The organism is Acinetobacter sp. T63 (assembly GCF_053852345.1).
The window spans coordinates 74,336-97,111 of record NZ_CM132659.1; the positions used below are offsets into that span (position 1 = coordinate 74,336).

The window sequence follows — 22,776 nt, forward strand, 5'->3', positions numbered from 1 at the left end:
AAAAGGAGCTAATTTAATGTTAGTTACTACTATTTAATCCGGATAATTATATGCTAAAACGCCTCCTCGATATTATTATTGCTTCTATTGCTCTGATTTTACTGTCACCGTTGTATTTTTATGTGGCATATAAAGTGAAAAAAAATCTAGGTTCGCCTGTTTTATTTCGTCAGGTGCGCCCGGGTTTACACGGCAAACCTTTTGAAATGATTAAATTCCGCAGCATGAAAGACGCGGTAGATGCTCAAGGCAACCCCTTACCAGACAGTGAGCGATTAACTCCGTTTGGTAAAATGCTGCGTTCTAGTAGTTTGGATGAAATGCCAGAATTATGGAACGTCATTAAGGGCGATATGAGCATCGTCGGACCACGCCCATTACTCATGGAATACTTACCGCTATATAACCAAGAACAAGCCAAACGCCATATAGTCCGCCCAGGCATGACAGGGCATGCGCAGGTCAATGGACGTAATGCCATAAGCTGGGAAGAAAAATTTAAACTTGATACTTGGTATGTCGAAAATCAATCAGTCTGGTTAGATTTTAAAATTATGCTGAAAACGGTTAAAAAAGTACTCGCCAAAGATGACATCAATGAAGCGGGTGAAGCCACAATGACCAAATTTACGGGTAGCAAAGTAGACCATCATCATGACTGATCTCTATGCTGTTTATGGCGCATCGGGCTGTGGTCGTAGTTTAATGCCGGTTGCCAGAGCACAATTAAAACGCGCTGGTATAGAGGCTGAAATTGTCTTTATTGATGATGGCTTAAGTGCAGAGTCCATAATTAATTCACACCGCGCCATGAACTATGAAGCATTCAAAAAGATAACTGCCGCCAAAAAATATGTGCTCATTGCCATTGCCAATAGTCAGGTTCGTGAAAAAATTGCCCTAAGACTTGAACAGGATTCAATCGCGTTATGGACGGTTCAGGCAGATAATGTGGTGCTAATGGACAATATTGAGCTGGCTGCCGGCGCAGCGCTGAGCCCATTTGTCAGTATTACCTCAAACATCAAAATTGGTAAATGCTTTCATGCCAACTTATATAGTTATGTCGAGCATGACTGTGTGATTGGTGACTATGTAACATTTGCCCCTGGTGTAAAGTGTAATGGCAATATTCATATTGAAGACCATGCCTATATTGGAAGTGGTGCTGTCATTAAGCAGGGTACCCCAGACCAACCGCTAGTTATTGGTAAAGGAGCTGTGGTGGGTATGGGAGCTGTTGTCACAAAAAGCGTACCACCCGGTGTAACTGTTATTGGCAACCCAGCGCGTATACTTGAAAAGAAGTAGTTTTTAATATTTAAAGAATCAGATTATTCCAGGATAAACCATGCTAAATACTGCCTTTGAACCATGGCCAAGCTTTACTCAACAGGAAGCAGATGCCGTATCTCAAGTATTGCTCTCGAACAAAGTTAACTACTGGACCGGGCAGGAATGTCGCGAATTTGAAAAAGAGTTTGCCCGCTTTGCAGGGACTCAATATGCAGTGGCGCTGGCCAATGGTACAGTGGCGCTAGATGTTGCGCTTAAGGCATTAGGCATAGGCACTGGGGATGATGTCATTGTCACCTCACGGACCTTTTTGGCATCTGCCAGCTCGATTGTGACTGCCGGAGCCAATCCGGTTTTTGCTGATGTAGAGCTCGACTCACAAAATATTTCTGCCCGTACCATAGAAGCAGTTCTGACCCCAAATACCAAAGCGATTATTTGCGTGCATTTGGCGGGCTGGATGTGTGATATGGACCCGATTATGCAACTGGCTCAGGAAAAAGGTCTTTATGTTATTGAAGACTGTGCACAGGCACATGGTGCCATGTACAAAGGCAAGCCTGCCGGATCAATTGGCCATATTGGTGCCTGGTCATTCTGTCAGGACAAAATTATGACTACCGGTGGCGAAGGTGGCATGGTCACCACCAATGATGAACAGCTCTGGAAAAAAATGTGGTCATATAAAGACCATGGTAAAAATTACGACAGCATTTATAACAAACAGCATCCACCAGGGTTTCGCTGGTTACACGACTCTTTTGGCACCAACTGGCGCATGATGGAAATGCAAGCGGTGATTGGACGTATACAATTACAGCGTATGCCAGAATGGACGCAAAAACGGACTGAATATGCCCAACGTATTTTGAAGGTATTTCAGGACAGTCCGTATTTTAGCGTGCATTGTCCGAACAATGATTATGTCCATGCTAACTATAAGTGCTATGTACAGGTCAATACGGCTCAGTTGCCAGAAGGTTGGTCACGTGACCGGATTATGGCCGAAATCAATGCACTGGGCGTGCCTTGCTTTAGCGGTTCCTGCTCAGAAGTGTATTTAGAACATGCATTTGATGGTACGCCATGGCGACCCGCCCAGCGTCTAGCCAATGCCCAGCAGCTGGGTGAAAGCAGCCTGATGTTTCTGGTGCATCCAACCTTATCGGAAGATAATATTCGCACAACCGAACAGGCGATTGCCCAGGTGATTCAGCGTATATAATTCAATATACGCTACAATAATGTTATATAAAAAATGCATCAACTGATGCATTTTACAAACTGAGTTTAATTTGCAGTTTAATCATTCCAATATTAATAATTGAACTGAGCTGTACTATTCCTATTGAGAAGACACATCAAGTGAAATCCGTCATCCTACCTCTCGTCGAATCCCCCCGTGCTGCCAAACTGGCTTTTCTGGTCATTCTGGATTTCTGTGTATTTCCAGTGCTGATCTGGCTGTGTTATGCCATTCGTCAGTTTGACCTTGGTGCAGAGGTGGTGCCGAATATTCCGTTTGGTTCACTGTGGGTCAGTGCAATTGCGGTTATCCTGCTGTTTGTGTTCGGGGTGTATCGCTTTATTGTACGTACCTACAATGAAGTATTTATGGTCAAACTGGGCCTGGCAACTTTCCTGGCGGTGGCGGGACTCTATACCTTGGCCTATTTAACAGATGCTTTTATTCCAACCTCAATTCCATTGATGTTCGGCTTTATGATGTTCGCCTGGGTGTGGTTTAGCCGTGGGATCATCCGTTTTATTGTCCGTTCTTATGTACAGGCGGGTATCCCAAAAAAACGCATCGCAATTTATGGGGCAGGCAATGCCGGTCAACAGGTCGCTGCGACCTTAAACCGCTCTAATGAACATTTACCCATTTTATTTATTGATGATAATCCATCTTTAAGTGGACAGAATATTGGCGGGATTGATGTCTATTTGCCGGAAACAGCACTTAAATGTTTTGGTAAATTGCGGATTGATGAAATTTTAATAGCCTTGCCCTCTGTGGGACGTAGCCGCAAAAGTGAAATCGTCAAATTTCTGGAACCTGCCCATTTAAAAATTACCGAAATTCCGGGGCTGACCAAACTGGTGGATGGTGAAATCCGCGTCTCCGATATTCAGGAAGTCGATATTATTGACTTGCTGGGCCGTGATCCAGTGCCGCCGGTGGCAGAGCTGCTGGAAAAAAATATCAAAGACAAAGTGGTAATGGTCACAGGTGCCGGTGGTTCAATTGGTTCCGAATTATGCCGCCAGATTATTAAAAACCAGCCGCAGAAACTGGTCATCTATGAGCTGACCGAATTTGCCCTGTACAGTATTGATAAAGAACTGCGTCTGGCATCCAATGTCGAAATTATTCCGATTCTGGGTACGGTCTTGGATCAGGCCAAACTGGAACGGATTATTGAACAATACGTAGTGCAAACCGTCTATCATGCGGCAGCGTATAAACATGTACCGTTGGTAGAATGTAACCCGATTGCTGGTCTGAAAAATAATGCAATTGGTACCGCTTTTAGTTTAAATGCAGCCGTCAAAAATGGCGTTGAAACCTTTGTGCTGATTTCGACCGACAAAGCGGTACGTCCGACCAATGTCATGGGTGCATCAAAACGTATGGCCGAGCTGTACTGTCAGGCCATGGCGGAAGCGCAGGACCAGACCCAGATCAGTATTGTACGTTTTGGTAATGTGCTTGGCTCATCGGGTTCTGTGGTGCCATTATTTAAACAGCAGATTGCCAAGGGCGGCCCGATTACCGTGACCCATCCGGATGTGACCCGTTTCTTTATGACCATTCCCGAAGCCTCACAGCTGGTGATTCAGGCCGGTGCCTTGGGTCATGGTGGCGATGTGTTCCTGCTGGATATGGGCGAGCCGGTACGAATTCAGGATCTGGCCCGTCAGATGATTGCGCTGAGTGGCCTGAAAGTCCGTGAAGCCGATAGTCAGGACGGCGATATTGAAATTCAGTACTCCGGTTTACGTCCTGGTGAAAAACTTTACGAAGAGTTACTGATTGATGCCGATAATACCGAAATGACACAACACAGCCGGATTTTGCGTTCTTATGAAAAAATGTATCCTCTGGATGAGTTATTGCAGGTCTTTGAGCGCTTCAATGATTTAACTGCCGTGCAATCGGATATTGATTGGGCATTAAGCCAGCTGGAGTACTATGTTGATGGCTATCAGCGTGGTAAAGAAGTTAAAGTAAATTAAAATATTGAGATCAGGTTAAAGTATATGATTAAGAAGGCGATTTTACCTGTTGCAGGTTTGGGTACCCGTTTTTTACCGGCCAGTAAATCTATTCCCAAAGAAATGGTGACCGTGGTCGATCGTCCAGCGATTGAATATGTGGTGCGTGAAGCGGTTGCTGCCGGTATTGAGCAGATTATTCTGGTCACGCATTCTTCCAAAGCGTCAATTGAAAACTACTTCGACCGTAATTTTGAGCTGGAAACTACACTGGAGCAAAAGCAGAAGTGGAATTTGCTAAAAGAAATTACCGAAATTTTACCACCACAAGTCAGCGTGGTCAGTGTGCGTCAGCCACAGCCGCTGGGCCTGGGTCATGCGGTGCTGTGTGCCAAAGATATAGTCGGTGATGAGGCTTTTGCCGTGTTACTGCCAGATGTGCTGGTCAAAGACCAAGCAGAAAAAAACGATCTGGCTTTAATGATTGAACGTTTTAATGCCACACAGGCGGCGCAGATTATGGTCGAGGCTGTGCCGGAGCATCTGGTCGATCAGTATGGCATTGTGGATGTTGCCGCTGCTCCTGCAGAAGGTCAGAGTGCGGCAATGCAGGGGATTGTCGAGAAACCGGCGGTCGGTACTGCACCGTCTAATCTTTCCGTGATCGGGCGTTATGTATTGCCGGCCAAAATTATGCAGCTGTTGGCTACCACACCGAAAGGGGCCGGGAATGAAATCCAGCTGACCGATGCCATTGCTGCATTACAGCAGCTGGAAACCGTCGAAGCCTACCGCATGAAAGGCCAGACCTTTGATTGCGGCAGCAAACTCGGCTACTTAAAGGCAGTCTTGCACTACGGGGTGGATCACCCAAGTTTAGGTGCAGCATTTAAACAGTTGATTCAAGAGCTTAAAGACTAATACGGGGCAGAGGTCAGCATGAAGGTTGCAGTTTTTGGTCGAACGCTTTATGCCGGGGTGATGGCGGCGCTATTGGCAGAATGTGGGCACAAGGTCTACTGGTGTGACATTTTCCAGCAAGATAGCCCGGAAGCGCCTGATTTTCAGGATGAGGCGGTCAATCGCCTGCTGCAGCAGCAACATGCTCAAGGTTTTCTGCATTACTGTAGCCTGAAAGAGCTGGGTCTGGAGATGGATGTTTATCTGTTTAGCCTGAATCCGGCAGAAGAGCCGCTGCTGATTGAACTGTTGCAGCAGCTCCAGCAGCGTCCGATCATTCATCCGAAACTGATGATCAATGCTTCAACTTTAGGTCTGCAGGGGACGGCACGTCTGAAACAGCTACTGCCTGAAGATGACTGGGTGTATCTGCCAGATATGAGTCAGGAAGGTAATGCGCTGGCCAGTATTACCCAGGCGGAACAGCTGACTGTGGGCTGTATGAATCCGCAGGTGCAGAGCAAAGTGCAGGAGTTTTTACGTCCACTATTTCCTCGCAAGCAGCAATATCTGTTTATGCCGGTGCTGGATGCGGAATTTACCAAGCTGAGTATTTCCGGCATGCTGGCAACCCGGATCAGTTATATCAATGACTTGGCTGTGGTGGCAGAAAAACTCGGCATTGATATTGAACATGTGCGCCAGGGCATGGCGGCGGATAGCCGGATTGGCGCGTCCTATATGTATCCGGGCGCCGGTTTTGGCGGAGAAAATTTCTCGCATGATGTTTTAACCCTAGCCAATACCGTTTCAACCACCGGGGTGAAAAGCCAGCTTTTGGCCCAGGTCTGGGAAATTAACGAGCAGCAAAAAGAGCTGCTGTTTCGGAAACTGTGGAACTATTATCAGGGTGATTTAAAAGGCAAAACTATTGCCATCTGGGGCGCTGCCTTTAAGGAAAATACCTCACGCGTGCACCATTCACCCATTCACGCCATGCTCAAGGCGTTATGGGCACAAGGGCTCACGGTTAAATTACACGATCCGCAGGCCTTGCCAGAAATTCAGGCATTGTATGGCGAACGCGATGACCTGATCTTGTGCCAGGACCAGTATGAAGCTGTTAAAGGCAGCCATGCGCTGTGCCTGTTAACCGCCTGGAAACATTACTGGAGTCCGGACTATAAAACCCTGCTCAACAGTATGCAGCATCCGTTAATTTTAGATGGACGTAATATCTATGATCCGCAATTTGTCAAAGCGCAAGGCTTTGCCTATATGGGAGTAGGACGCTAATGAGCAGTTCAGCAGCGCTACATACGCGTGATTCACTGTTATTACAGTTACAGACTTTAAAAAATCAGTTTGAACAGCGCCATTTAACCGATTTATTTGCCCAGGATGCGCAGCGTTTCGAGCACTTCTCCGTACGTTTAAAATCGCTGGTTTTTGATTATAGCAAGCAGCGTATTGATGCCGAAGTACTGGCGCAGCTGATTCGTTTTGCTGAAGCACATGACTTATCGGGCTGGATCAACACCCTGTTTTCCACCGATACGATTAACTATACCGAACAGCGTGCAGCCATGCATTGGGCGCTGCGTTTGCCGGAACAGGGCAGTACTCATCCGGAACTGGCTGAGCAGGTGCAGGCCCAGCTACAGCGAATGTATCAGCTGGTAGAAAAAATTCATGCCGGACAGTGCCGCGGTGCCACCGGTGAAGTAATTCAGGATGTGGTCAATATTGGCGTCGGCGGTTCAGACTTGGGACCTTTGATGGCGACTCAGGCACTGTCCGATTTTAAACATCCAAGTGCCAAGCCACTGAGCGTGCATTTCGTTTCGACCATGGATGGCAGCCAGCTCTCGGATCTGCTGCATAAGCTGCGTCCGGAAACCACGCTATTTATTATTTCCTCTAAATCTTTTGGCACCATTGATACCTTGTCCAATGCACAAACCGTCCGTTTATGGCTGGAAAAAGCCTTGGGTAAACAGGCACGTGTATTACAGCATCATTTTGTTGGGGTATCGACCAAGCCCGATAAAATGATCGCATGGGGCATTGCGCCAGAAAACCAGTTCCTGCTGTGGGATTGGGTCGGTGGCCGTTATTCACTCTGGTCCTGTATCGGCTTGCCAATTGCGCTGATTATTGGCGTGGAAGGTTTTAAAGCCTTTCTGGCCGGGGCCTACGCGGTGGATCAGCATTTCCAGACCGCACCATTTGCACAGAATATTCCGGTGTTGATGGGCTTATTGGGTATCTGGAACAATAATTTTCTGGATATTCAGACCCATGCAGTTTTGCCCTATGATGGCCGCTTAAAATATTTTGCCTCTTATCTGCAGCAGCTGGAAATGGAATCGAATGGTAAATCGATTCAGCGCAGTGGCGACGCGGTTGAGCTGGATACCTGTCCAATTGTCTGGGGTGAAGTGGGACCGAATGCCCAGCATGCGTTTTATCAGCTGCTACATCAGGGCACGCAAGCGGTCAGCTGTGATTTTATTGCCCCGGTCAAACGCTACAATGCCAACCAGTTTACCTATGCCGAAAGTGCAGAGGCGCTGGTCGAACAGCACCATCTGGCGCTGTCTAACTGTCTGGCGCAATCGCGCTTACTGGCTTTTGGCAATCAGGCGCTAGATCAGGCCGAGCTGGCCAGTCTGCCACCGTATAAGCAATATGCCGGTAATCAGCCGAGTTCAACCTTCCTGATTCAGGAGTTGAATCCATATAGCTTGGGGATGCTGATTGCCTTGTATGAGCATAAGGTGTTTGTCCAGTCGGTAATCTGGAATATTAACCCCTTTGATCAGTGGGGCGTAGAAAAGGGCAAGGAAATTGCCAATCAGCTGTTGCCAATTTTAAATGGCCAGCAGCAGGATGTATCGGCACTGGATGCTTCGACACAGGGTTTATTACATATTTTATTAGGAAAATCAGATGGCTAATATTCTGGTCACCGGTGGCGCCGGTTATATTGGTTCGCATACCTGTCTGGAGCTGCTCAATGCCGGGCATCAGGTGGTGGTGCTGGATAACTTGTCGAACAGTTCGGCAGAATCATTACAACGGGTACAAGCACTGACCCAGAAAAGTCTTCATTTTATTGAAGGGGATATTCGGGATGGTGCCGGTCTGGATCAGCTGTTCCAACAGCACAAGATTGATGCGGTGATTCATTTTGCCGGCCTTAAAGCAGTGGGGGAAAGTCAGCAAATTCCACTGGCTTATTTTGAGCATAATATTGCCGGATCTATCAGTCTGGCGCAGGCGATGCAACGCGCAGGGGTGTTTAAACTGGTCTTTAGCTCGTCTGCAACAGTGTATGATGAAGCCAATACCTCTCCTTTAAATGAAGAAATGCCCACCGGGATGCCAAGCAACAATTATGGCTATACCAAACTGATTATTGAACAGTTATTGGAAAAACTGGCGATTGCTGATGAGCGCTGGTCAATTGCCTTATTGCGTTATTTTAACCCGGTCGGTGCGCATAAAAGTGGCCAGATTGGCGAAGACCCGCAAGGGATTCCAAATAATCTGATGCCTTATGTGACCCAGGTGGCCGTGGGGCGTCGTGAAAAACTTTCAATCTTTGGTAGCGATTACGATACCGTCGATGGCACAGGCGTCCGCGATTATATCCATGTGGTGGACCTGGCCAATGCACACTTATGCGCACTGAATAACCGTTTAAATGCCCAGGGCTGTCGTGCCTGGAATATTGGAACCGGAAACGGGATTTCCGTGTTACAGGTGAAAAATACCTTTGAACAGGTCAATGGGGTACAGATTCCATTTGAACTGGCACCGCGCCGGGCGGGCGATGTGGCAACCTCTTTTGCAGACAATGGGCGTGCTATTGCCGAGTTAGGCTGGCAACCGCAGTATGGTCTGGAAGATATGCTGGCAGATAGCTGGAACTGGCAAAAACAGAATCCAAATGGCTATCGTTAGTCACATCTTCATCTCAGTACAATAAAAAATGGAGCGTTGAGCTCCATTTTTTATATTAAGCCTGAATCAAGCGGGTCAATTCATCGACATAGTCTTGCATTGGTTTGGGTTGCTGGTCACGGCGGCTTTCAATATTCAAACGCAGCAAAGGTTCGGTATTGGAGGCCCGCACATTAAAACGCCAGGCGCCAAAATCCAGACTTACGCCATCGGTCTGGTCAATGGCCGGATTCTGATCGGCATAGTGCTCAAAAATCTTTTGAATGGTGGCCTGGGTATCTGCTACTTTAAAATTAATTTCACCTGAGCAGGGGAACTTGGCAATCATCTCTTCAACCAGACTCGATAAGGATTGACCGGTTTCAGACAGCACCGCAATCGCCAGTAACCACGGAATCATGCCGCTATCACAATAGGCAAAGTCACGGAAATAGTGGTGGGCACTCATTTCTCCGCCATAAACCGCGTTGTGCTCACGCATCACATCTTTAATAAAGGCATGCCCAGATTTGGACTGGATTGCTTCGCCCTGATACTGTTCCACCACATCAAAGGTGTTCCAGACCAGTCGCGGATCATGCACAATTTTTTCACCGGACTGTTTCAGCAAGAAAGCCTGTGCTAACAGCCCCACGATGTAATAGCCTTCAATAAACTGGCCTTTTTCATCAAACAGGAAGCAGCGGTCAAAGTCGCCATCCCAGGCAATGCCCAGATCTGCACTGTGTGCCAGTACTGCCTCGCGGGTGCTGTCGCGGTTTTCTACCAGAATCGGGTTCGGAATCCCATTCGGGAACGTACCATCGGCTTCATGGTGAATTTTGACAAACTCCACCGGAACATTCAGGGCCTTGAATTTGTCTTCAATCGCATCAATGACATGACCTGCAGCACCATTGCCGGCATTCACCACCAGCTTCATTGGGCGAATCTTGGCTGGATCAATATAGGTCATCAGATGATCTACAAATTCCGGCAAAATATTGTAGGACTGTGTGGTTCCTTTGGCTGTAACTTCGGTAAATGTACCAGCTTCTGCTAAGGCCTGAATTTCTTTTAAGCCAGTATCGGCACTGATTGGACGGGCATTCTCGCGTACCAGTTTCATACCGTTATAGTCCATCGGGTTGTGACTGGCAGTGACTTCAATCCCGCCCTGGACATCCAGATGGAAAGCGGCAAAATAGACTTCTTCAGTACCGGTCATGCCCAGATCAAGGACATTCACGCCAGCATCATTCAGGCCTTTGATGGTCGCCTGTTTTAAGTCTTCACTGCTTAAACGGATATCACAGCCAATCGCCACAGTTTTTGGCTGGTAAATCTGGCCATAGGCACGGCCAATCTTATAGGCAATGTCTTCGTTCAGCTCAGAGCCTAGTTTGCCGCGAATATCGTAAGCTTTAAAGCAAGTCAGTTGGGTCATTATTTGTTCTCCATGCAGAAGAAAAAAGGCCGGTGAACCAGCCTTTTTCTGTTTTGCTTATTCTACAGTCACCGATTTGGCCAGGTTACGTGGCTGATCCACATCGGTACCGCGCAGTACCGCAACATGATAGGACAGCAGCTGGACCGGAATGCTGTAGACAATTGGTGCCAGCACCGCACTGATTGATGGAATATGTACCACATGCTGACGCTCTTTGGTTTTAATGCCGCTGTGCTCATCAGCAAAGACAAACAGCTCGCCACCACGGGCCTGTACTTCTTCCATGTTGGATTTCAGTTTATCCAGCATGTCATCTTTTGGTGCCAGAATCACCACCGGCATTTCATTGTCGACCAGAGCTAGCGGACCATGTTTCAGTTCACCGGCGGCATAACCTTCGGCATGAATATAGGAAATTTCCTTCAGCTTCAGGGCACCTTCAAGCGCAATCGGGAACTGGGTGCCACGGCCGAGGAACAGGCAGTGGTTCTTTTCCACAAACAGCTCGGATAAGTGCAGAATCGCCGGGTTATGTTGCAGGGTATCCAGAATCACTTTTGGCGTATGCCACAATTCCGCGATAATCTCGGTAACGGTCTTGTCTGCAATGCTCTGTTTGACCTGACCAATTTTCAGAATCAGCAGCATCAGCGCAGCCAGTTGCGTGGTAAAGGCTTTGGTTGATGCCACGCCAATTTCCGGTCCAGCCAAAGTTAACAGGCTGTGATGGGTTTCGCGTACCATTGATGAGGTGGCTACGTTACAAATTGCCATGGTGCAGATGTTCAGGCCTTTGGCCGCAGCACGTTTTTGGGTATCGCGCAGTGCAGCCAAGGTATCGGCCGTTTCACCCGACTGGGAAATGCAGATATACAGGGTGTTGTTGACAATTACCGGCGTGCGATAGCGGTATTCGCTGGCAATTTCGACCTGACACGGTACATCAATCAGCTGTTCAAACCAGTACTTGGCAATCATGCCGGCATGGTAACTGGTACCGCAGGCAATAATCTGCACTTGCTGGATGCTGGCGAAGTCCTGCTCGGCCTGGGCCAGAAAGTCTTCACGCAGCGCATTGCCATTTAAGGCCTGAGAGATGGTTTGCTGAATCGCTTCTGGCTGCTCATAAATCTCTTTGAGCATGTAGTGCTTGTATTCACCTTTAGAGGCATTGCTGACCGTCGCATCCAGCTCTTTCACCGGACGGTTCACCAGCTGACCATCAACAAAAACTTCGATGGTTTCACGGGTTAAACGGGCAATATCGCCTTCTTCCAGATAAATAAAGCGGTTGGTGATTGGCAACAAAGCCAGCTGGTCCGAGCTGATAAAGTTTTCGCCAATCCCGACACCAATCACCAGTGGTGAACCTTCACGAACGGTAATCAGTTCATCTGGATGATCGGTATGGATAATGCCAAGTGCATAGGCGCCTTTGAGCTGTGGCACTACCTGTTTCACCGCTTCCAGTAAACTTGGGGTTGATTTCAGGGCATCATTGACCAGATGCGCAACCACTTCGGTATCGGTTTGCGAGGTAAATACATAGCCAAGCGCTTCCAGATCATCTTTGAGTTCCTGGAAGTTTTCAATAATTCCGTTATGCACCACCGCCACATTGCCTGAAATATGCGGATGGGCATTATTTTCAGTTGGCTTGCCATGAGTCGCCCAGCGTGTATGTGCGATCCCCAACGAACCGGTTAATTCGGCTTCAATAACCGCCTGTTCCAGATTGGCCACTTTCCCGACACGACGTTCACGTAATACATGACCGCCATTGATTAGCGCCAGACCGGCAGAGTCATAGCCCCGGTATTCCAGACGCTTTAAGCCTTCAATCAGGATATTGCTAATATTACGTTCTGCAACGCCACCGACGATACCACACATAATCTTTTCCTCTTATTTTTTCAGTTTTTGGGGACGTTGATAATTATCTTTGCTCAGCTGTTTCGAGCGTTCAAAGGCCAGGCTATGGTCAGCCACGTCACGGGTAATTACCGAGCCGGCACCCACCGTTGCGCCGTTGCCAATGGTCACCGGTGCTACCAGCGAGCTGTTTGAGCCAATGAAGGCTGCATCACCAATGATGGTTTTAAATTTATTGGCGCCGTCATAGTTACAGGTAATGGTGCCTGCGCCAATATTGGAACCGGCGCCGACTTCTGCATCGCCTAAATAGGTAAAGTGATTGGCTTTAGAGCCAACACCAATTTGGGTGTTTTTGACTTCAACAAAGTTGCCAATATGCACCTCATTGGCCAGCACTGCACCCGGACGCAAGCGGGCAAATGGACCAATCTGTACATCTTCACCGACAACAGCATTTTCAAAGACGCTATACGGCTGAACTTTGGTACCGGCCGCAATTTTGCTGTTTTTAATCACACAGCCTGCGCCAATTTCAACGCGATCGCCGAGCTCAACTTCACCTTCAATAATCACATTGATGTCGATACGTACGTCTTGACCTACTTTGAGTGAACCACGTAAGTCGAAGCGACTTGGATCAATCAGATGCACGCCTTGCTGCATTAACTGTTTGGCCTGGAAGTTCTGGAATTCACGTTCCAAGGCGGCCAGTTGCACCCGGTCATTGACACCTTCGACTTCAAAGGCACGTTCCGGCTGAACCGAAGCCACCTGCATGCCATCGGCAATGGCCATGGCCACAATATCGGTCAGGTAGTATTCGCCCTGCGCATTGTTATTGGACAGCTTTGGTAACCACTGATGCAGTTTGGCATTGCTGACGCAGTAAATGCCGGTATTGATTTCCTGAATCTGGCGCTGGGCCTCAGAAGCATCTTTATGTTCAACAATGGCCTGAATCTGGCCATTGTCACGTACAATACGGCCGTAACCGGTCGCATCTGGTAGGGTCAGCGTGACCAGACCAATACCGGTAGCCTGACTGGCCTCGACCAGTTGCTCTAAGGTGGCCTGGCTAATGCACGGCACATCACCGGATAGAATAATTGAAACACCATCTTGACCCAGTACCGGCAGCGCCATTTGGACCGCATGTCCGGTCCCGAGCTGCTCGGCCTGTTCCACCCATTGAACCGTTTCATGGGCAAAGGCCTGTTGTACCTGTTCGCCGCCATGGCCATAAATGGTAATAATATTATCTGCTTGTAATTGTTGTGCCGTTTCAATCACGTGACCCAGAAGCGGGCGTCCTGCAAGGGGTTGAAGCACTTTCGGAAGGCTGGAGCGCATACGCGTTCCTTTCCCTGCGGCAAGAATAATCACGGTGGTAGACATGTATAATCCTAGTTATTGCTAAACCAAAATAAAATAAAGATAAATTAAAATACAGATTGCTGCCCAGAGTCCGGCAATCAGATCATCCAGCATAATCCCAAAGCCGCCATCGACCTGACGGTCAATCACCCGGATGGGCCAGGGTTTCCAGACATCAAACAGCCGGAACAGGGCAAAGCCTGCAATGACCCATAGCGTATTCATCTGGCCAAAATAGATCAGCGGTAAAAAGGTAATCGACTGTCCGGCAAATTCATCCCAGACAATACGGCCATCATCATGGACGCCCATCACCCGTGCGGTTTGCCCGCAGATATAAATCCCGACCAGTGACATCAGCAGAATCGCCACAACCGAATAGGCAAAACCAAGCCACAGCCACAGCGGAATAAACAGCAGCGCAAAGGCTGAGCCGAAGGTGCCGGGAGCTTTGGGTAACAGGCCTGATCCAAACCCGACCCCACAGAAGACAACCAGGCGGTCGGGCCAGCTCATCGCTTTAAAATGAATGGCAGGTTTAGGCAAAGTGTTGGTATCCCTGGAATTGGAGCGAATGATCTACGCCATTCTGCACAAAATGAAGTTCGGGTGCTGCATGAATTTGTCCAATCTTGGTAACGCGGACATTCAGCGGTTGTTGTAAAAGTTGTTCAAAATGCTGCGGGCTGATGCTAAAGCACAGTTCATAGTCATCGCCGCCAGCCAGCGCATATTGCCAGCGCTGTGTGTCAGGTAAATGACGCAGAGTGTCGCTGAGCGGTAACAGATCCAGATCCAGCGTGGCGCCAACCTTTGAGGCTTTAAGAATATGTCCGAGGTCTTGGGCCAAGCCATCTGAAACATCAATCATGCTTGAGGCCAGACCTTTCAGTTGCTGGCCCAGTTCGCAGCGCGGGGTTGGATAATCCAGACGCTGCTTCAATGCATGACCTGGATGCTTCAGGCCAAATGCGGCATCACCGACGGTGCCGCTGACACAGATATAGTCGCCAGGCTGGGCACCGGCGCGGGTAATCGCCTGACCGGTATCCATCCAGCCTAAGGCGGTCACGGATAAGGTTAAATGTGGACTTTGGGTGGTATCTCCACCAATTAAGCGCACCCCAAATTGATCGCAGCAATCATACAGACCCTGGCTAAAGGCTTTCAGCCAGTCGTGATCAATTTGGGATAGGCTCAAGGCCAGTAGAATACTGTGCGGCGTGGCACCCATGGCAGCAATATCGGAGAGATTGACTGCAACAGATTTCCAGCCAATGGCATGTGGATCAGTCTCTAGTGGGAAGTGTCGTCCAGCAACCAGCGTGTCGGCGCAAATCACCAGCTGTTGCTGTGGGGGAGGAGTCAGCACGGCTGAGTCATCACCAACACCTAAGTCGACAGAACTGCCGTGCTGCCGATTGAAATAGGTGTCAATAATGGAAAACTCAGCCATCGCATCAATCTGTCAATTATTTAGATTGCTGTTTTTCTGCTGCACGTAATGAGCTGGCCAAACGGTCAAGAACACCGTTAATGTATTTATGGCTGTCTGCACCGCCAAAATGTTTTGCCAGCTCAATGGCTTCGTCTAAAACCACGCGGTATGGAATTTCCAGATGTTCTTTCAATTCATAGGCGCCCAGACGAAGGGTTGCGAGTTCAACGCCGTCAAGGGCATCAATTTCGCGGTCAAGCACAGGGATTAAGAGCGCATCCAATGCTTCATGATTGGCAACCACTTGAGTCAACAATTCATGATAATAGCCGAGATCCACTTTGTGCATGGCATTTTCGACACGCGTGCGTGCTTCAATCTCGTGCACCGGATTGTGGCTCATCTGCCATTCATAAATTCCTTGTACAGCAAAACGACGTGCTTTACGTTTTGCTGCATAAGTTGCTTGAAGTGTTTGCGACATAGCGTTAAATAGCCTTTAACAAGTTAACCATTTCAATTGCAGTTAAAGCAGCTTCGCTACCTTTATTACCTGCTTTTGTACCCGAGCGTTCAATCGCTTGTTCGATACTATCCGTAGTCAATACACCGTTAATGACCGGTAAGCCAGTGTCCAGGCCAACCACGCCTAAACCTTTGGCACATTCGCCTGCAACAAAGTCGAAGTGAGGCGTACTGCCACGAATCACCGCGCCCAGTGCAATAATGGCATCGAAACGATCAGATGCTGCCAGTTTTTTCGCAACAACCGGAAGTTCCCACGCCCCTGGTGCATGAACAACAGTGATATTATCCTCTGATACACCATGACGTTTCAATGTGTCGATGGCACCTTCCAGCAAATGTTCCACCACAAAGCTATTAAAACGACCAACTAAAATCGCGTAACGGCCTTCGCTCGCGAGATGTAACATACCTTCAATACGGCGAACTGCCATAGCAAACCTCGATGATTTCTTAAGTTGTTTGTTGTGCGGTGACGTATTCCACCACTTCCAAGTTAAAGCCGGACAAGGCATTGAAACGTAATGGCGAGCTGAGCAGCTTCATTTTTTCAACACCTAAATCACGTAAAATCTGTGCACCTACCCCAATGGTCTGATACTGCTGAGACAGCGCCGCATTGGATTTGCTTTTCTTCGGTGCATTTAAGCTGTCCAGTGCCGGACCTAAATCCTGCAGATGACGCTGGCCAATCCAGACCAGTACGCCACGATCACTATTGGCGATTTCTTTTAAGGCACGGTCCAGGTTCCAGGCCGGTTCACCATCCTGCTTGTTCAGTTTTAGCAGGTCACGGGTCGGGTTAAAACCATGCACGCGAACGGTGGTCACGCCATCTTTTGGCTCACCTTTGACCAGCGCCAGATGAATATCCGGGTTACCCAGTTCACGGTAACGATACAGGTCAAAGCTGCCATATTCGGTATCAATAGTCTGCTGATCCAGACGCTCAACGGTTTGTTCATTGGTCATGCGGTAATGGATCAGGTCGGCGATGGTGCCCATTTTCAGACCGTGTTTTTCTGCAAACACTTCTAGGTCGGCACGGCGCGCCATGGTGCCATCTTCTTTAATAATTTCACAAATCACCGAAGCAGGTTCTAGACCGGCTAAACGGGACAGGTCACAGCCGGCTTCAGTATGTCCGGCGCGGTGCAGCACACCACCTGGTTGTGCCATCAGCGGGAAAATATGACCCGGCTGGACAATATCGGCCGGTTTGGCATGAGCAGCAACCGCAGTACGAATAGTATGCGCACGTTCAGCCGCGGAAATTCCGGTGGTGATGCCTTCTGCGGCTTCAATCGACAGGGTAAAGTTGGTGCCATGCTGGGCGCCGTTGGCATCGACCATGAGTGGCAGGTTTAACTGCTGGCAACGCTCACGGCTTAGGGTCAGGCAGACCAGACCGCGGGCATGGGTGATCATAAAGTTGATGTCTTCCGGGCGAACATGCGTGGCAGCCATGACTAAATCGCCTTCATTTTCACGATCTTCATCATCCATCAGGATAACCATTTTTCCTGCACGGATATCTGCTACGAGCTCTTCAACTGTATTGAGCGGCATCAACCTTCACCTTCTTTTTGTCTCAACGGACATTTTCATGACATTAATTGTGGCATAGTCTAACGCTTTTTCGTAGGTTTTGCCTATGCTTATCCGTTTCCCGGTCTGCTTCATTGTTATACACAGTGGCTGCTGGCTTGAAAAGGGCCGGTGTCTGGAAAAAGCTTGAATTGTGCAGAATATTTAAGCAATTGATCTGTAAAAAAATATAAACAGCAAGCCGCAAAAACCAGGAATTTTTTTAAAAACGCTTTTATACATTTAGACTACGATTTAAATCAGCCAGATAAAACAGGAATGGCGAACAGGCTTGGGGTGAGGTTCAAAAATTTTAGAATGGGCAATAAAAAAAGCCCCAATCTTTCGATCAGGGCTTTTTGAATTTGGAGCGGGAAACGAGACTCGAACTCGCGACCCCAACCTTGGCAAGGTCACCGAGATTTATTACATTAAATGGCGTTAATAGTAAGTGTATGATTTTATTTGTTTTGTTTTATTTTTTGTGTGGTAAAATTTCGATCAATTTATATCATTTAATGTCATTTTGGTCACTTTATTCTATACATTTTAGTTTTTAAAAGCTACCTATGTTTTGATGCTGATTTTCATGAGAAATAATAACATTATATTGTTTAATATAATGTTGTTAATAATTTATAAATAGACTACAACATGTAGTAGCGAAGATGCTCAACATGCACTTACTACGTAACATCATTAAATAAAAGTCTTCCACAAACCAGGTACGGTTCATGATCGAGGCATGCCAAAGAATGTGATTCATCATTCCGACAGAGGTGTGCAATATCTTTCCATTCGATATACCAATCGTTTAGAAGCAGCAAATTTACGAGCATCAGTCGGTACAACTGGTGATTCATACGATAATGCTCTGGCTGAAACGGTGAATGGCTTATACAAAACAGAGGTGATTGAATATCTAAAAGCAGATTGGCAAGGTTTAGCAGATGTACAACTTGCGACACTAAACTGGGTAGATTGGTTCAATAAAAAGCGTGTACACAGTGCACTGGGTTATGTATCGCCTTTTGAGTTTGAAGCAATGTACTATGATAAGATTAACCCGTTAGGTCAGGTGGCCTAACTTAAATAAAAAAGTCTCCGACAAACCCGGTACGGTTCACTTTTATTAAAACCTTTAAACGGGACTATGTATATTTAAGTGATATCTCAGATGCAGAAAAAAATAGTCATGAAATATTTACCTATTTAGATGGAAGACTATAATCGTAATTACCCGCATAGTGGTTTAAAAATGAAATCCCCTCGGGAATTTCGCTCGCTAAAATTAGCAAGTTAACTGTCCGTTTTTACAGGGGCTAATACATGAAACTTTTCAAATATTCTTTCGCAATTCTCGCCGTCATTTCTGTTTCAGCGTATACCATGAGTGATCGTCAATCCTCACAATTTCAAGTTAAAATGCAAGTTACAGAAATTTGCGATATTGGAACAGGCAGTACTTCGGATATTGATTTTGGAACAGTGACTCGTAATGCACAGAATGTGCAAGCGACAGGAAGTTTAAATGTTTATTGTACCAATGGAACACCCTATAACATTGCGTTAAACAGCAATGGCAGTTTAAAACATAGTAATGATATTTCTATACAAATTCCTTATCAGCTATACCAAGATGCTGCCATGAGTAAAGAATGGGGCAATATTGCAGACAATCGTTTGTCTCAACAAGGTACTGGGCAAACGCAAAATATTACCATTTGGGGAAAAGTCCCCAATGCTAATGTTCCTGCAGGACAATATAGTGACAAAGTGACCGCAACCATTACCTATTAAGCTGAAAAGGAATAATGAGCAACTTAGTAAGTTAAAGTGACTGTGATTGTGTCGGAGTATTGCCCAATACTTGTGATCGTTTGAGCTGGAACAGCTGCATACACAGGAACACTCTGGTTATCTACAGGATAAAAAACATTCGCCTGCCATATTTGTGAACGGCTAACATCTTTATATAAATTGTACTGAATATAACTTCCAACTGCATTTCTCATTCGTCTTTGGCTTCCTTGTGCATTTACGCCATTATCCAAACTAACTTGCATACTGGTTCCTGTTGGACAAGCCAAACGAATAAGTCCTGAACCAAATAATGGGGTGTTTAATTGCTCAACAGCTCCAAAGTCAATATCCGTAGCCGATTGGATTAAACAACTATTTTCGTAATTGGAGTTAACGATGAGGTTATTATTTCCTGTATTTGAATTTGCAAAAACCTCTTCATTGCTAGGTGTTGCAGAACCATAACGAAAAGCAGAATAAAGTTTCAGATTTACACTATTTGTGGTGTAACTTCTCGCAGGAACCACTTGCCCAGCGAGCACTTGTCCATATATTTTAATTTGAGTACTTGCATTCGCCTGCCCAGCCTCGACTTGAAAAGTCTGGCACTGTGCCTGATTTTTACGGTCTGAACTTGGAATTTTGTACGTTCGCGCAGCATCATAGTACAAATGATAATTGAGCAGTGTTTCAGGATTATAGCTAATCATACTACGAGGATCATTCCCCGAAGGAGATATACTATCAATTGCTAAACACATTTTATATGTGACTGGCTGCCTCCAATTAGAGTTACAGCTCACCGTGACGTCCGTTGAAGCAGTAGAAGAGCCTTGAGCATTTGCAGTACCTAAACTGAGAGTTGCTCCCCCAATCCAGCAGCTTTCTGCATGCACAGGCGAATAGATCAGCCCACAACTAAGGAGCAACAAGCCAATACAAGCAAAATACTGGCTAGAATAGTTCATTTTAAACCAGTGACTGTAGTTTACTGACATACGATTTGCCCCAAATCACTATAACCATTTAAAGTTTCAAGATCTGGCAACTTTACTCTGCACTGCTTGAGCTGATCACCTATATATAGGGTATTATTTTTTACATTATCCAAATACACCATACCATCATGCGCCACAATAGTCGTCGGTTGAAGTTGCTCATTTGGTTTTTCTTGCCAGACAGAAGTTCCTACCGAAAGGTTATTTCCTTGCAAATCGACCACTTGAAGTTGTACTGATTTGACCTGATACATCGGGAACCGAATAAATACCCCACTCGACTGCCGAGGAACTGCATCTTGCTGGGTCGTTTCAATTTTTAAATTGATCGGTAAATCCAAAGTATCTACAGCCACACTGTTATGCTGATATGGATTTAAATAATCAAGCAGTAAATAACCTTTCCGATTTGTTTTACCAATTAAACGATTTTCTAAACGTACAGGTACATCTGCAACTTGATCTGTTGAAACAACTGCAAATGAACCATTGCCCAGACGTTTAGCTAATACTGTATCTTTTAAAATCACCAACCCACCACTCACAGAAGCATAAGCACTGGTATTATTTTGTTGATCAGATTCGGTATGTTGCACATTAAATTGAGCCAAACCATAACGTCCTAAATAATCCAACTGCCCCTGAAATTGTGAATATTGCTCAGTATGGTTGGCTAAAGCTTGCCAACCTAAACCACCTTGGTCTTGATCCACAGAATGTAAAACATTCAGACTCATTTGGTTTTGGTCATTGCTACGCTGAGCGGTAAGTGTCGCAGAATTACGCTTTGCCCATGGTAAATTTAAAGATAGATAATAACTATTCTCTTTATTTAACAAGTCACGGCTATAACTCAAACTCAAGTTCATTCGTCGCGGTAAAATATAAGACCAGTTGAGCAAGACAAAACGATTACTCGCTTGATCTATGTATTCATGCTGAATATAGCTACCGCCAAATTGTCCAAATTTAGTATTTAGTCCCATATAAAATTGATCGGACTGGCTTGCAAATGTTGCATCGTTTAAGCTTGCAATATCATTAAACTGTCCGAACTGACGTAGGCCATTATAGTTTAGACTGAGCAATGCGGAGTTCCAGCTATAGCCAAAACCCAACAATTGACCTTGTTGCTCGGATGTATGGCTATAAGCATAGGAAACATTGATTTGCCCTGCGCGCTTGCCTAATTGATAAACTGTTCCTAAACCTGCTTGTTGCAATTGTTCCGTAAGCTCGGCATGCGTTTCAACTGTGAAAGTATTGCTTAGCCCATAACGATAATTTCCACTAAAAGCGGGATCATTCGCATAATCAAAAGAAGATAGACCATAATTAAGCTTAGGATAACCCAAGTTCAAAGACCAATCATTTAGTCCCTGTGCCAATAAATGATTGGCACGATACAAAGAAAAACTTTGAACTTGCTGCTGACCATTGATGTCGGTAATGACCATCTGGGCATTTCCAGCCCCCGTAATACTCGGGATGGTTTGGATATCAAATTGCCCCGGTACCACATTTTGTGAAGATTGCTTGATCCCATTAATAATCAGATCAATTTGAGAGGGCAAAGTCACCTGCCCCTTAAAACTCATTAAGGGCGTGGTTACCGTATAAGGCTGTAATGCAAAGTTTTTAGATATACTCAAACCGCTCAAACGCGTTGAACGTGTCCATGTAAGCGCATCACTTTGAGCATCACCTAAACGCAATCGAAGTAATTGATTTGGAAAATCTTTTTCCCAATACGTATCAAGTATTTGACCATCAGTCGCGACATGATCTCGATACTCATAATTTCCTGACAGACTTAAAACGCCATCATATAAGCCAAAATAGCGTAGCTCATTCCAACCATTAAATGAAAAAACATCATCATTTTGTTGAGCAAATGCCGTGTAGTTAAGTAACAACCCCTTTTTTTCTTGTAATGGGTTAATACTGGCGGCAGGTAAAGCTTGATAACCATATTGGTTTTGTCCGCTTAACAACTCAACGGGTACTTGTATTGATATTTTCTGATTCAAATCATCATACTGATAGCTCAGCCCGTTAATTTGATCAAGCGCAATATAAGTCGCTTGATCAATGAGCATTTGCGGAGCATCCGCATGAATGGCAAAACTATCTAAAGATGCACGGTCTATATAAAGCTGTTGACCTCGTTGCAGGAAATGACCAATTTGTGGCTGAACAGACTGATTAAGTTCGACATCCAAGTATAAGTCTTGCTGGATTTCACTTACTTGCTCTGGGGAGTCCGACTCTGCAAAAACGTGAGGAGCAATAACAATAATTAGCCCTGCACAGAGTAAATGACCGACTCGAACGTTAAATGAAGAAACTCCTAAAGACATACA

At 46.2% G+C, this 22,776-nt stretch carries 19 protein-coding genes and 2 pseudogenes; 11 read left to right on the forward strand and 10 right to left on the reverse strand.

All coding sequences use genetic code 11. From position 1 onward, the window contains the following. Positions 1-50 precede the first annotated feature (50 nt). The 8 genes from ACVLR6_RS00300 to galE all read left to right on the forward strand — a co-directional run bounded on the left by ACVLR6_RS00300 (position 51) and on the right by galE (position 9,384). Positions 51-662, forward strand: coding sequence for a sugar transferase (locus ACVLR6_RS00300; protein ID WP_455995570.1), 612 nt, complete (start codon positions 51-53; stop codon positions 660-662). Beyond that, a complete protein-coding gene (locus tag ACVLR6_RS00305) occupies positions 655-1,311 on the forward strand; it encodes a NeuD/PglB/VioB family sugar acetyltransferase (RefSeq protein ID WP_455995571.1) in 657 nt (218 codons plus the stop codon). Before ACVLR6_RS00300 ends, ACVLR6_RS00305 begins: the two co-directional genes overlap by 8 nt. A 40-nt stretch (positions 1,312-1,351) precedes the next feature. Beyond that, positions 1,352-2,521, forward strand: coding sequence for a DegT/DnrJ/EryC1/StrS family aminotransferase (locus ACVLR6_RS00310; protein ID WP_455995573.1), 1,170 nt, complete (start codon positions 1,352-1,354; stop codon positions 2,519-2,521). 140 nt (positions 2,522-2,661) lie between these two features. After that, complete coding sequence (locus tag ACVLR6_RS00315; RefSeq protein ID WP_455995575.1) at positions 2,662-4,536, forward strand: polysaccharide biosynthesis protein; 1,875 nt, start codon at positions 2,662-2,664, stop codon at positions 4,534-4,536. A 24-nt stretch (positions 4,537-4,560) separates the two neighbouring features. Continuing rightward, positions 4,561-5,436 carry a UTP--glucose-1-phosphate uridylyltransferase GalU gene (galU, locus tag ACVLR6_RS00320; protein WP_455995577.1) on the forward strand — a complete coding sequence of 292 codons (876 nt, stop codon included), beginning with the start codon at positions 4,561-4,563 and terminating at the stop codon, positions 5,434-5,436. Between the two features lie 18 nt (positions 5,437-5,454). Next, positions 5,455-6,711 (forward strand): nucleotide sugar dehydrogenase, encoded by a 1,257-nt coding sequence (locus ACVLR6_RS00325; protein ID WP_455995579.1) that lies wholly within the window; start codon positions 5,455-5,457, stop codon positions 6,709-6,711. Then, entirely contained in the window at positions 6,711-8,375 is a 1,665-nt protein-coding gene (gene pgi / locus ACVLR6_RS00330) for a glucose-6-phosphate isomerase (protein WP_455995581.1), read from the forward strand. Before ACVLR6_RS00325 ends, pgi begins: the two co-directional genes overlap by 1 nt. After that, positions 8,368-9,384, forward strand: coding sequence for a UDP-glucose 4-epimerase GalE (galE, locus tag ACVLR6_RS00335; RefSeq protein ID WP_455995583.1), 1,017 nt, complete (start codon positions 8,368-8,370; stop codon positions 9,382-9,384). The genes pgi and galE overlap by 8 nt, the downstream gene beginning before the upstream one ends. A gap of 55 nt (positions 9,385-9,439) precedes the next feature. Here galE and ACVLR6_RS00340 read toward each other — a convergent pair whose 3' ends face one another. The 8 genes from ACVLR6_RS00340 to ribBA are packed head-to-tail and all read right to left on the reverse strand — an operon-like array spanning position 9,440 to position 17,594. Further along, positions 9,440-10,810 carry a phosphomannomutase CpsG gene (locus ACVLR6_RS00340; protein ID WP_455995585.1) on the reverse strand — a complete coding sequence of 457 codons (1,371 nt, stop codon included), beginning with the start codon at positions 10,808-10,810 and terminating at the stop codon, positions 9,440-9,442. A gap of 57 nt (positions 10,811-10,867) precedes the next feature. Beyond that, positions 10,868-12,706, reverse strand: coding sequence for a glutamine--fructose-6-phosphate transaminase (isomerizing) (gene glmS / locus ACVLR6_RS00345; protein WP_455995587.1), 1,839 nt, complete (start codon positions 12,704-12,706; stop codon positions 10,868-10,870). 12 nt (positions 12,707-12,718) lie between these two features. Then, a complete protein-coding gene (gene glmU, locus ACVLR6_RS00350; protein ID WP_163169886.1) occupies positions 12,719-14,083 on the reverse strand; it encodes a bifunctional UDP-N-acetylglucosamine diphosphorylase/glucosamine-1-phosphate N-acetyltransferase GlmU in 1,365 nt (454 codons plus the stop codon). 18 nt (positions 14,084-14,101) lie between these two features. Further along, positions 14,102-14,578, reverse strand: coding sequence for a phosphatidylglycerophosphatase A family protein (locus tag ACVLR6_RS00355; protein WP_162182857.1), 477 nt, complete (start codon positions 14,576-14,578; stop codon positions 14,102-14,104). 22 nt (positions 14,579-14,600) lie between these two features. Beyond that, positions 14,601-15,518, reverse strand: a complete 918-nt coding sequence (thiL, locus tag ACVLR6_RS00360) for a thiamine-phosphate kinase (RefSeq protein ID WP_455995589.1) — start codon at positions 15,516-15,518, stop codon at positions 14,601-14,603. A 16-nt stretch (positions 15,519-15,534) separates the two neighbouring features. Next, positions 15,535-15,984 carry a transcription antitermination factor NusB gene (gene nusB / locus ACVLR6_RS00365; RefSeq protein WP_005181335.1) on the reverse strand — a complete coding sequence of 150 codons (450 nt, stop codon included), beginning with the start codon at positions 15,982-15,984 and terminating at the stop codon, positions 15,535-15,537. Between the two features lie 4 nt (positions 15,985-15,988). Then, entirely contained in the window at positions 15,989-16,459 is a 471-nt protein-coding gene (gene ribH / locus ACVLR6_RS00370) for a 6,7-dimethyl-8-ribityllumazine synthase (protein ID WP_005181338.1), read from the reverse strand. A 19-nt stretch (positions 16,460-16,478) separates the two neighbouring features. Beyond that, positions 16,479-17,594, reverse strand: a complete 1,116-nt coding sequence (gene ribBA / locus ACVLR6_RS00375) for a bifunctional 3,4-dihydroxy-2-butanone-4-phosphate synthase/GTP cyclohydrolase II (RefSeq protein ID WP_104473595.1) — start codon at positions 17,592-17,594, stop codon at positions 16,479-16,481. A 748-nt stretch (positions 17,595-18,342) separates the two neighbouring features. Here ribBA and ACVLR6_RS00380 point away from each other — a divergent pair. The 3 genes and pseudogenes from ACVLR6_RS00380 to ACVLR6_RS00390 all read left to right on the forward strand — a co-directional run. Beyond that, positions 18,343-18,699: pseudogene (locus ACVLR6_RS00380) on the forward strand (integrase core domain-containing protein); the annotation flags it as partial. A gap of 41 nt (positions 18,700-18,740) precedes the next feature. Then, positions 18,741-18,915, forward strand: a pseudogene (locus tag ACVLR6_RS00385) (IS3 family transposase); the annotation flags it as partial. A gap of 26 nt (positions 18,916-18,941) precedes the next feature. Beyond that, positions 18,942-19,412 (forward strand): Csu type fimbrial protein, encoded by a 471-nt coding sequence (locus ACVLR6_RS00390; RefSeq protein WP_104488387.1) that lies wholly within the window; start codon positions 18,942-18,944, stop codon positions 19,410-19,412. 23 nt (positions 19,413-19,435) lie between these two features. On the opposite strand, the gene ACVLR6_RS00395 is transcribed toward ACVLR6_RS00390, so the two are convergent. After that, positions 19,436-20,413, reverse strand: a complete 978-nt coding sequence (locus ACVLR6_RS00395) for a Csu type fimbrial protein (RefSeq protein WP_104488386.1) — start codon at positions 20,411-20,413, stop codon at positions 19,436-19,438. Continuing rightward, positions 20,404-22,773, reverse strand: coding sequence for a fimbria/pilus outer membrane usher protein (locus ACVLR6_RS00400; protein ID WP_411687862.1), 2,370 nt, complete (start codon positions 22,771-22,773; stop codon positions 20,404-20,406). The genes ACVLR6_RS00395 and ACVLR6_RS00400 overlap by 10 nt, the downstream gene beginning before the upstream one ends. Between the last annotated feature and the right edge of the window lie 3 nt (positions 22,774-22,776).

What these genes read in the sequence shown, in the direction of transcription:
- nusB (WP_005181335.1), bottom strand. Translation starts at nt 15,984, where the DNA reads ATGTCGCAAACACTTCAAGCAACTTATGCAGCAAAACGTAAAGCACGT.
- pgi (WP_455995581.1), top strand. Translation starts at nt 6,711, where the DNA reads ATGAGCAGTTCAGCAGCGCTACATACGCGTGATTCACTGTTATTACAG.
- ACVLR6_RS00300 (WP_455995570.1), top strand. Translation starts at nt 51, where the DNA reads ATGCTAAAACGCCTCCTCGATATTATTATTGCTTCTATTGCTCTGATT.
- ACVLR6_RS00310 (WP_455995573.1), top strand. Translation starts at nt 1,352, where the DNA reads ATGCTAAATACTGCCTTTGAACCATGGCCAAGCTTTACTCAACAGGAA.
- ribBA (WP_104473595.1), bottom strand. Translation starts at nt 17,594, where the DNA reads ATGCCGCTCAATACAGTTGAAGAGCTCGTAGCAGATATCCGTGCAGGA.
- ACVLR6_RS00400 (WP_411687862.1), bottom strand. Translation starts at nt 22,773, where the DNA reads ATGTCTTTAGGAGTTTCTTCATTTAACGTTCGAGTCGGTCATTTACTC.
- glmU (WP_163169886.1), bottom strand. Translation starts at nt 14,083, where the DNA reads ATGTCTACCACCGTGATTATTCTTGCCGCAGGGAAAGGAACGCGTATG.
- ACVLR6_RS00390 (WP_104488387.1), top strand. Translation starts at nt 18,942, where the DNA reads ATGAAACTTTTCAAATATTCTTTCGCAATTCTCGCCGTCATTTCTGTT.
- ACVLR6_RS00355 (WP_162182857.1), bottom strand. Translation starts at nt 14,578, where the DNA reads ATGAGCTGGCCCGACCGCCTGGTTGTCTTCTGTGGGGTCGGGTTTGGA.
- thiL (WP_455995589.1), bottom strand. Translation starts at nt 15,518, where the DNA reads ATGGCTGAGTTTTCCATTATTGACACCTATTTCAATCGGCAGCACGGC.
- glmS (WP_455995587.1), bottom strand. Translation starts at nt 12,706, where the DNA reads ATGTGTGGTATCGTCGGTGGCGTTGCAGAACGTAATATTAGCAATATC.
- galU (WP_455995577.1), top strand. Translation starts at nt 4,561, where the DNA reads ATGATTAAGAAGGCGATTTTACCTGTTGCAGGTTTGGGTACCCGTTTT.
- ribH (WP_005181338.1), bottom strand. Translation starts at nt 16,459, where the DNA reads ATGGCAGTTCGCCGTATTGAAGGTATGTTACATCTCGCGAGCGAAGGC.
- ACVLR6_RS00325 (WP_455995579.1), top strand. Translation starts at nt 5,455, where the DNA reads ATGAAGGTTGCAGTTTTTGGTCGAACGCTTTATGCCGGGGTGATGGCG.
- galE (WP_455995583.1), top strand. Translation starts at nt 8,368, where the DNA reads ATGGCTAATATTCTGGTCACCGGTGGCGCCGGTTATATTGGTTCGCAT.
- ACVLR6_RS00340 (WP_455995585.1), bottom strand. Translation starts at nt 10,810, where the DNA reads ATGACCCAACTGACTTGCTTTAAAGCTTACGATATTCGCGGCAAACTA.
- ACVLR6_RS00395 (WP_104488386.1), bottom strand. Translation starts at nt 20,413, where the DNA reads ATGTCAGTAAACTACAGTCACTGGTTTAAAATGAACTATTCTAGCCAG.
- ACVLR6_RS00305 (WP_455995571.1), top strand. Translation starts at nt 655, where the DNA reads ATGACTGATCTCTATGCTGTTTATGGCGCATCGGGCTGTGGTCGTAGT.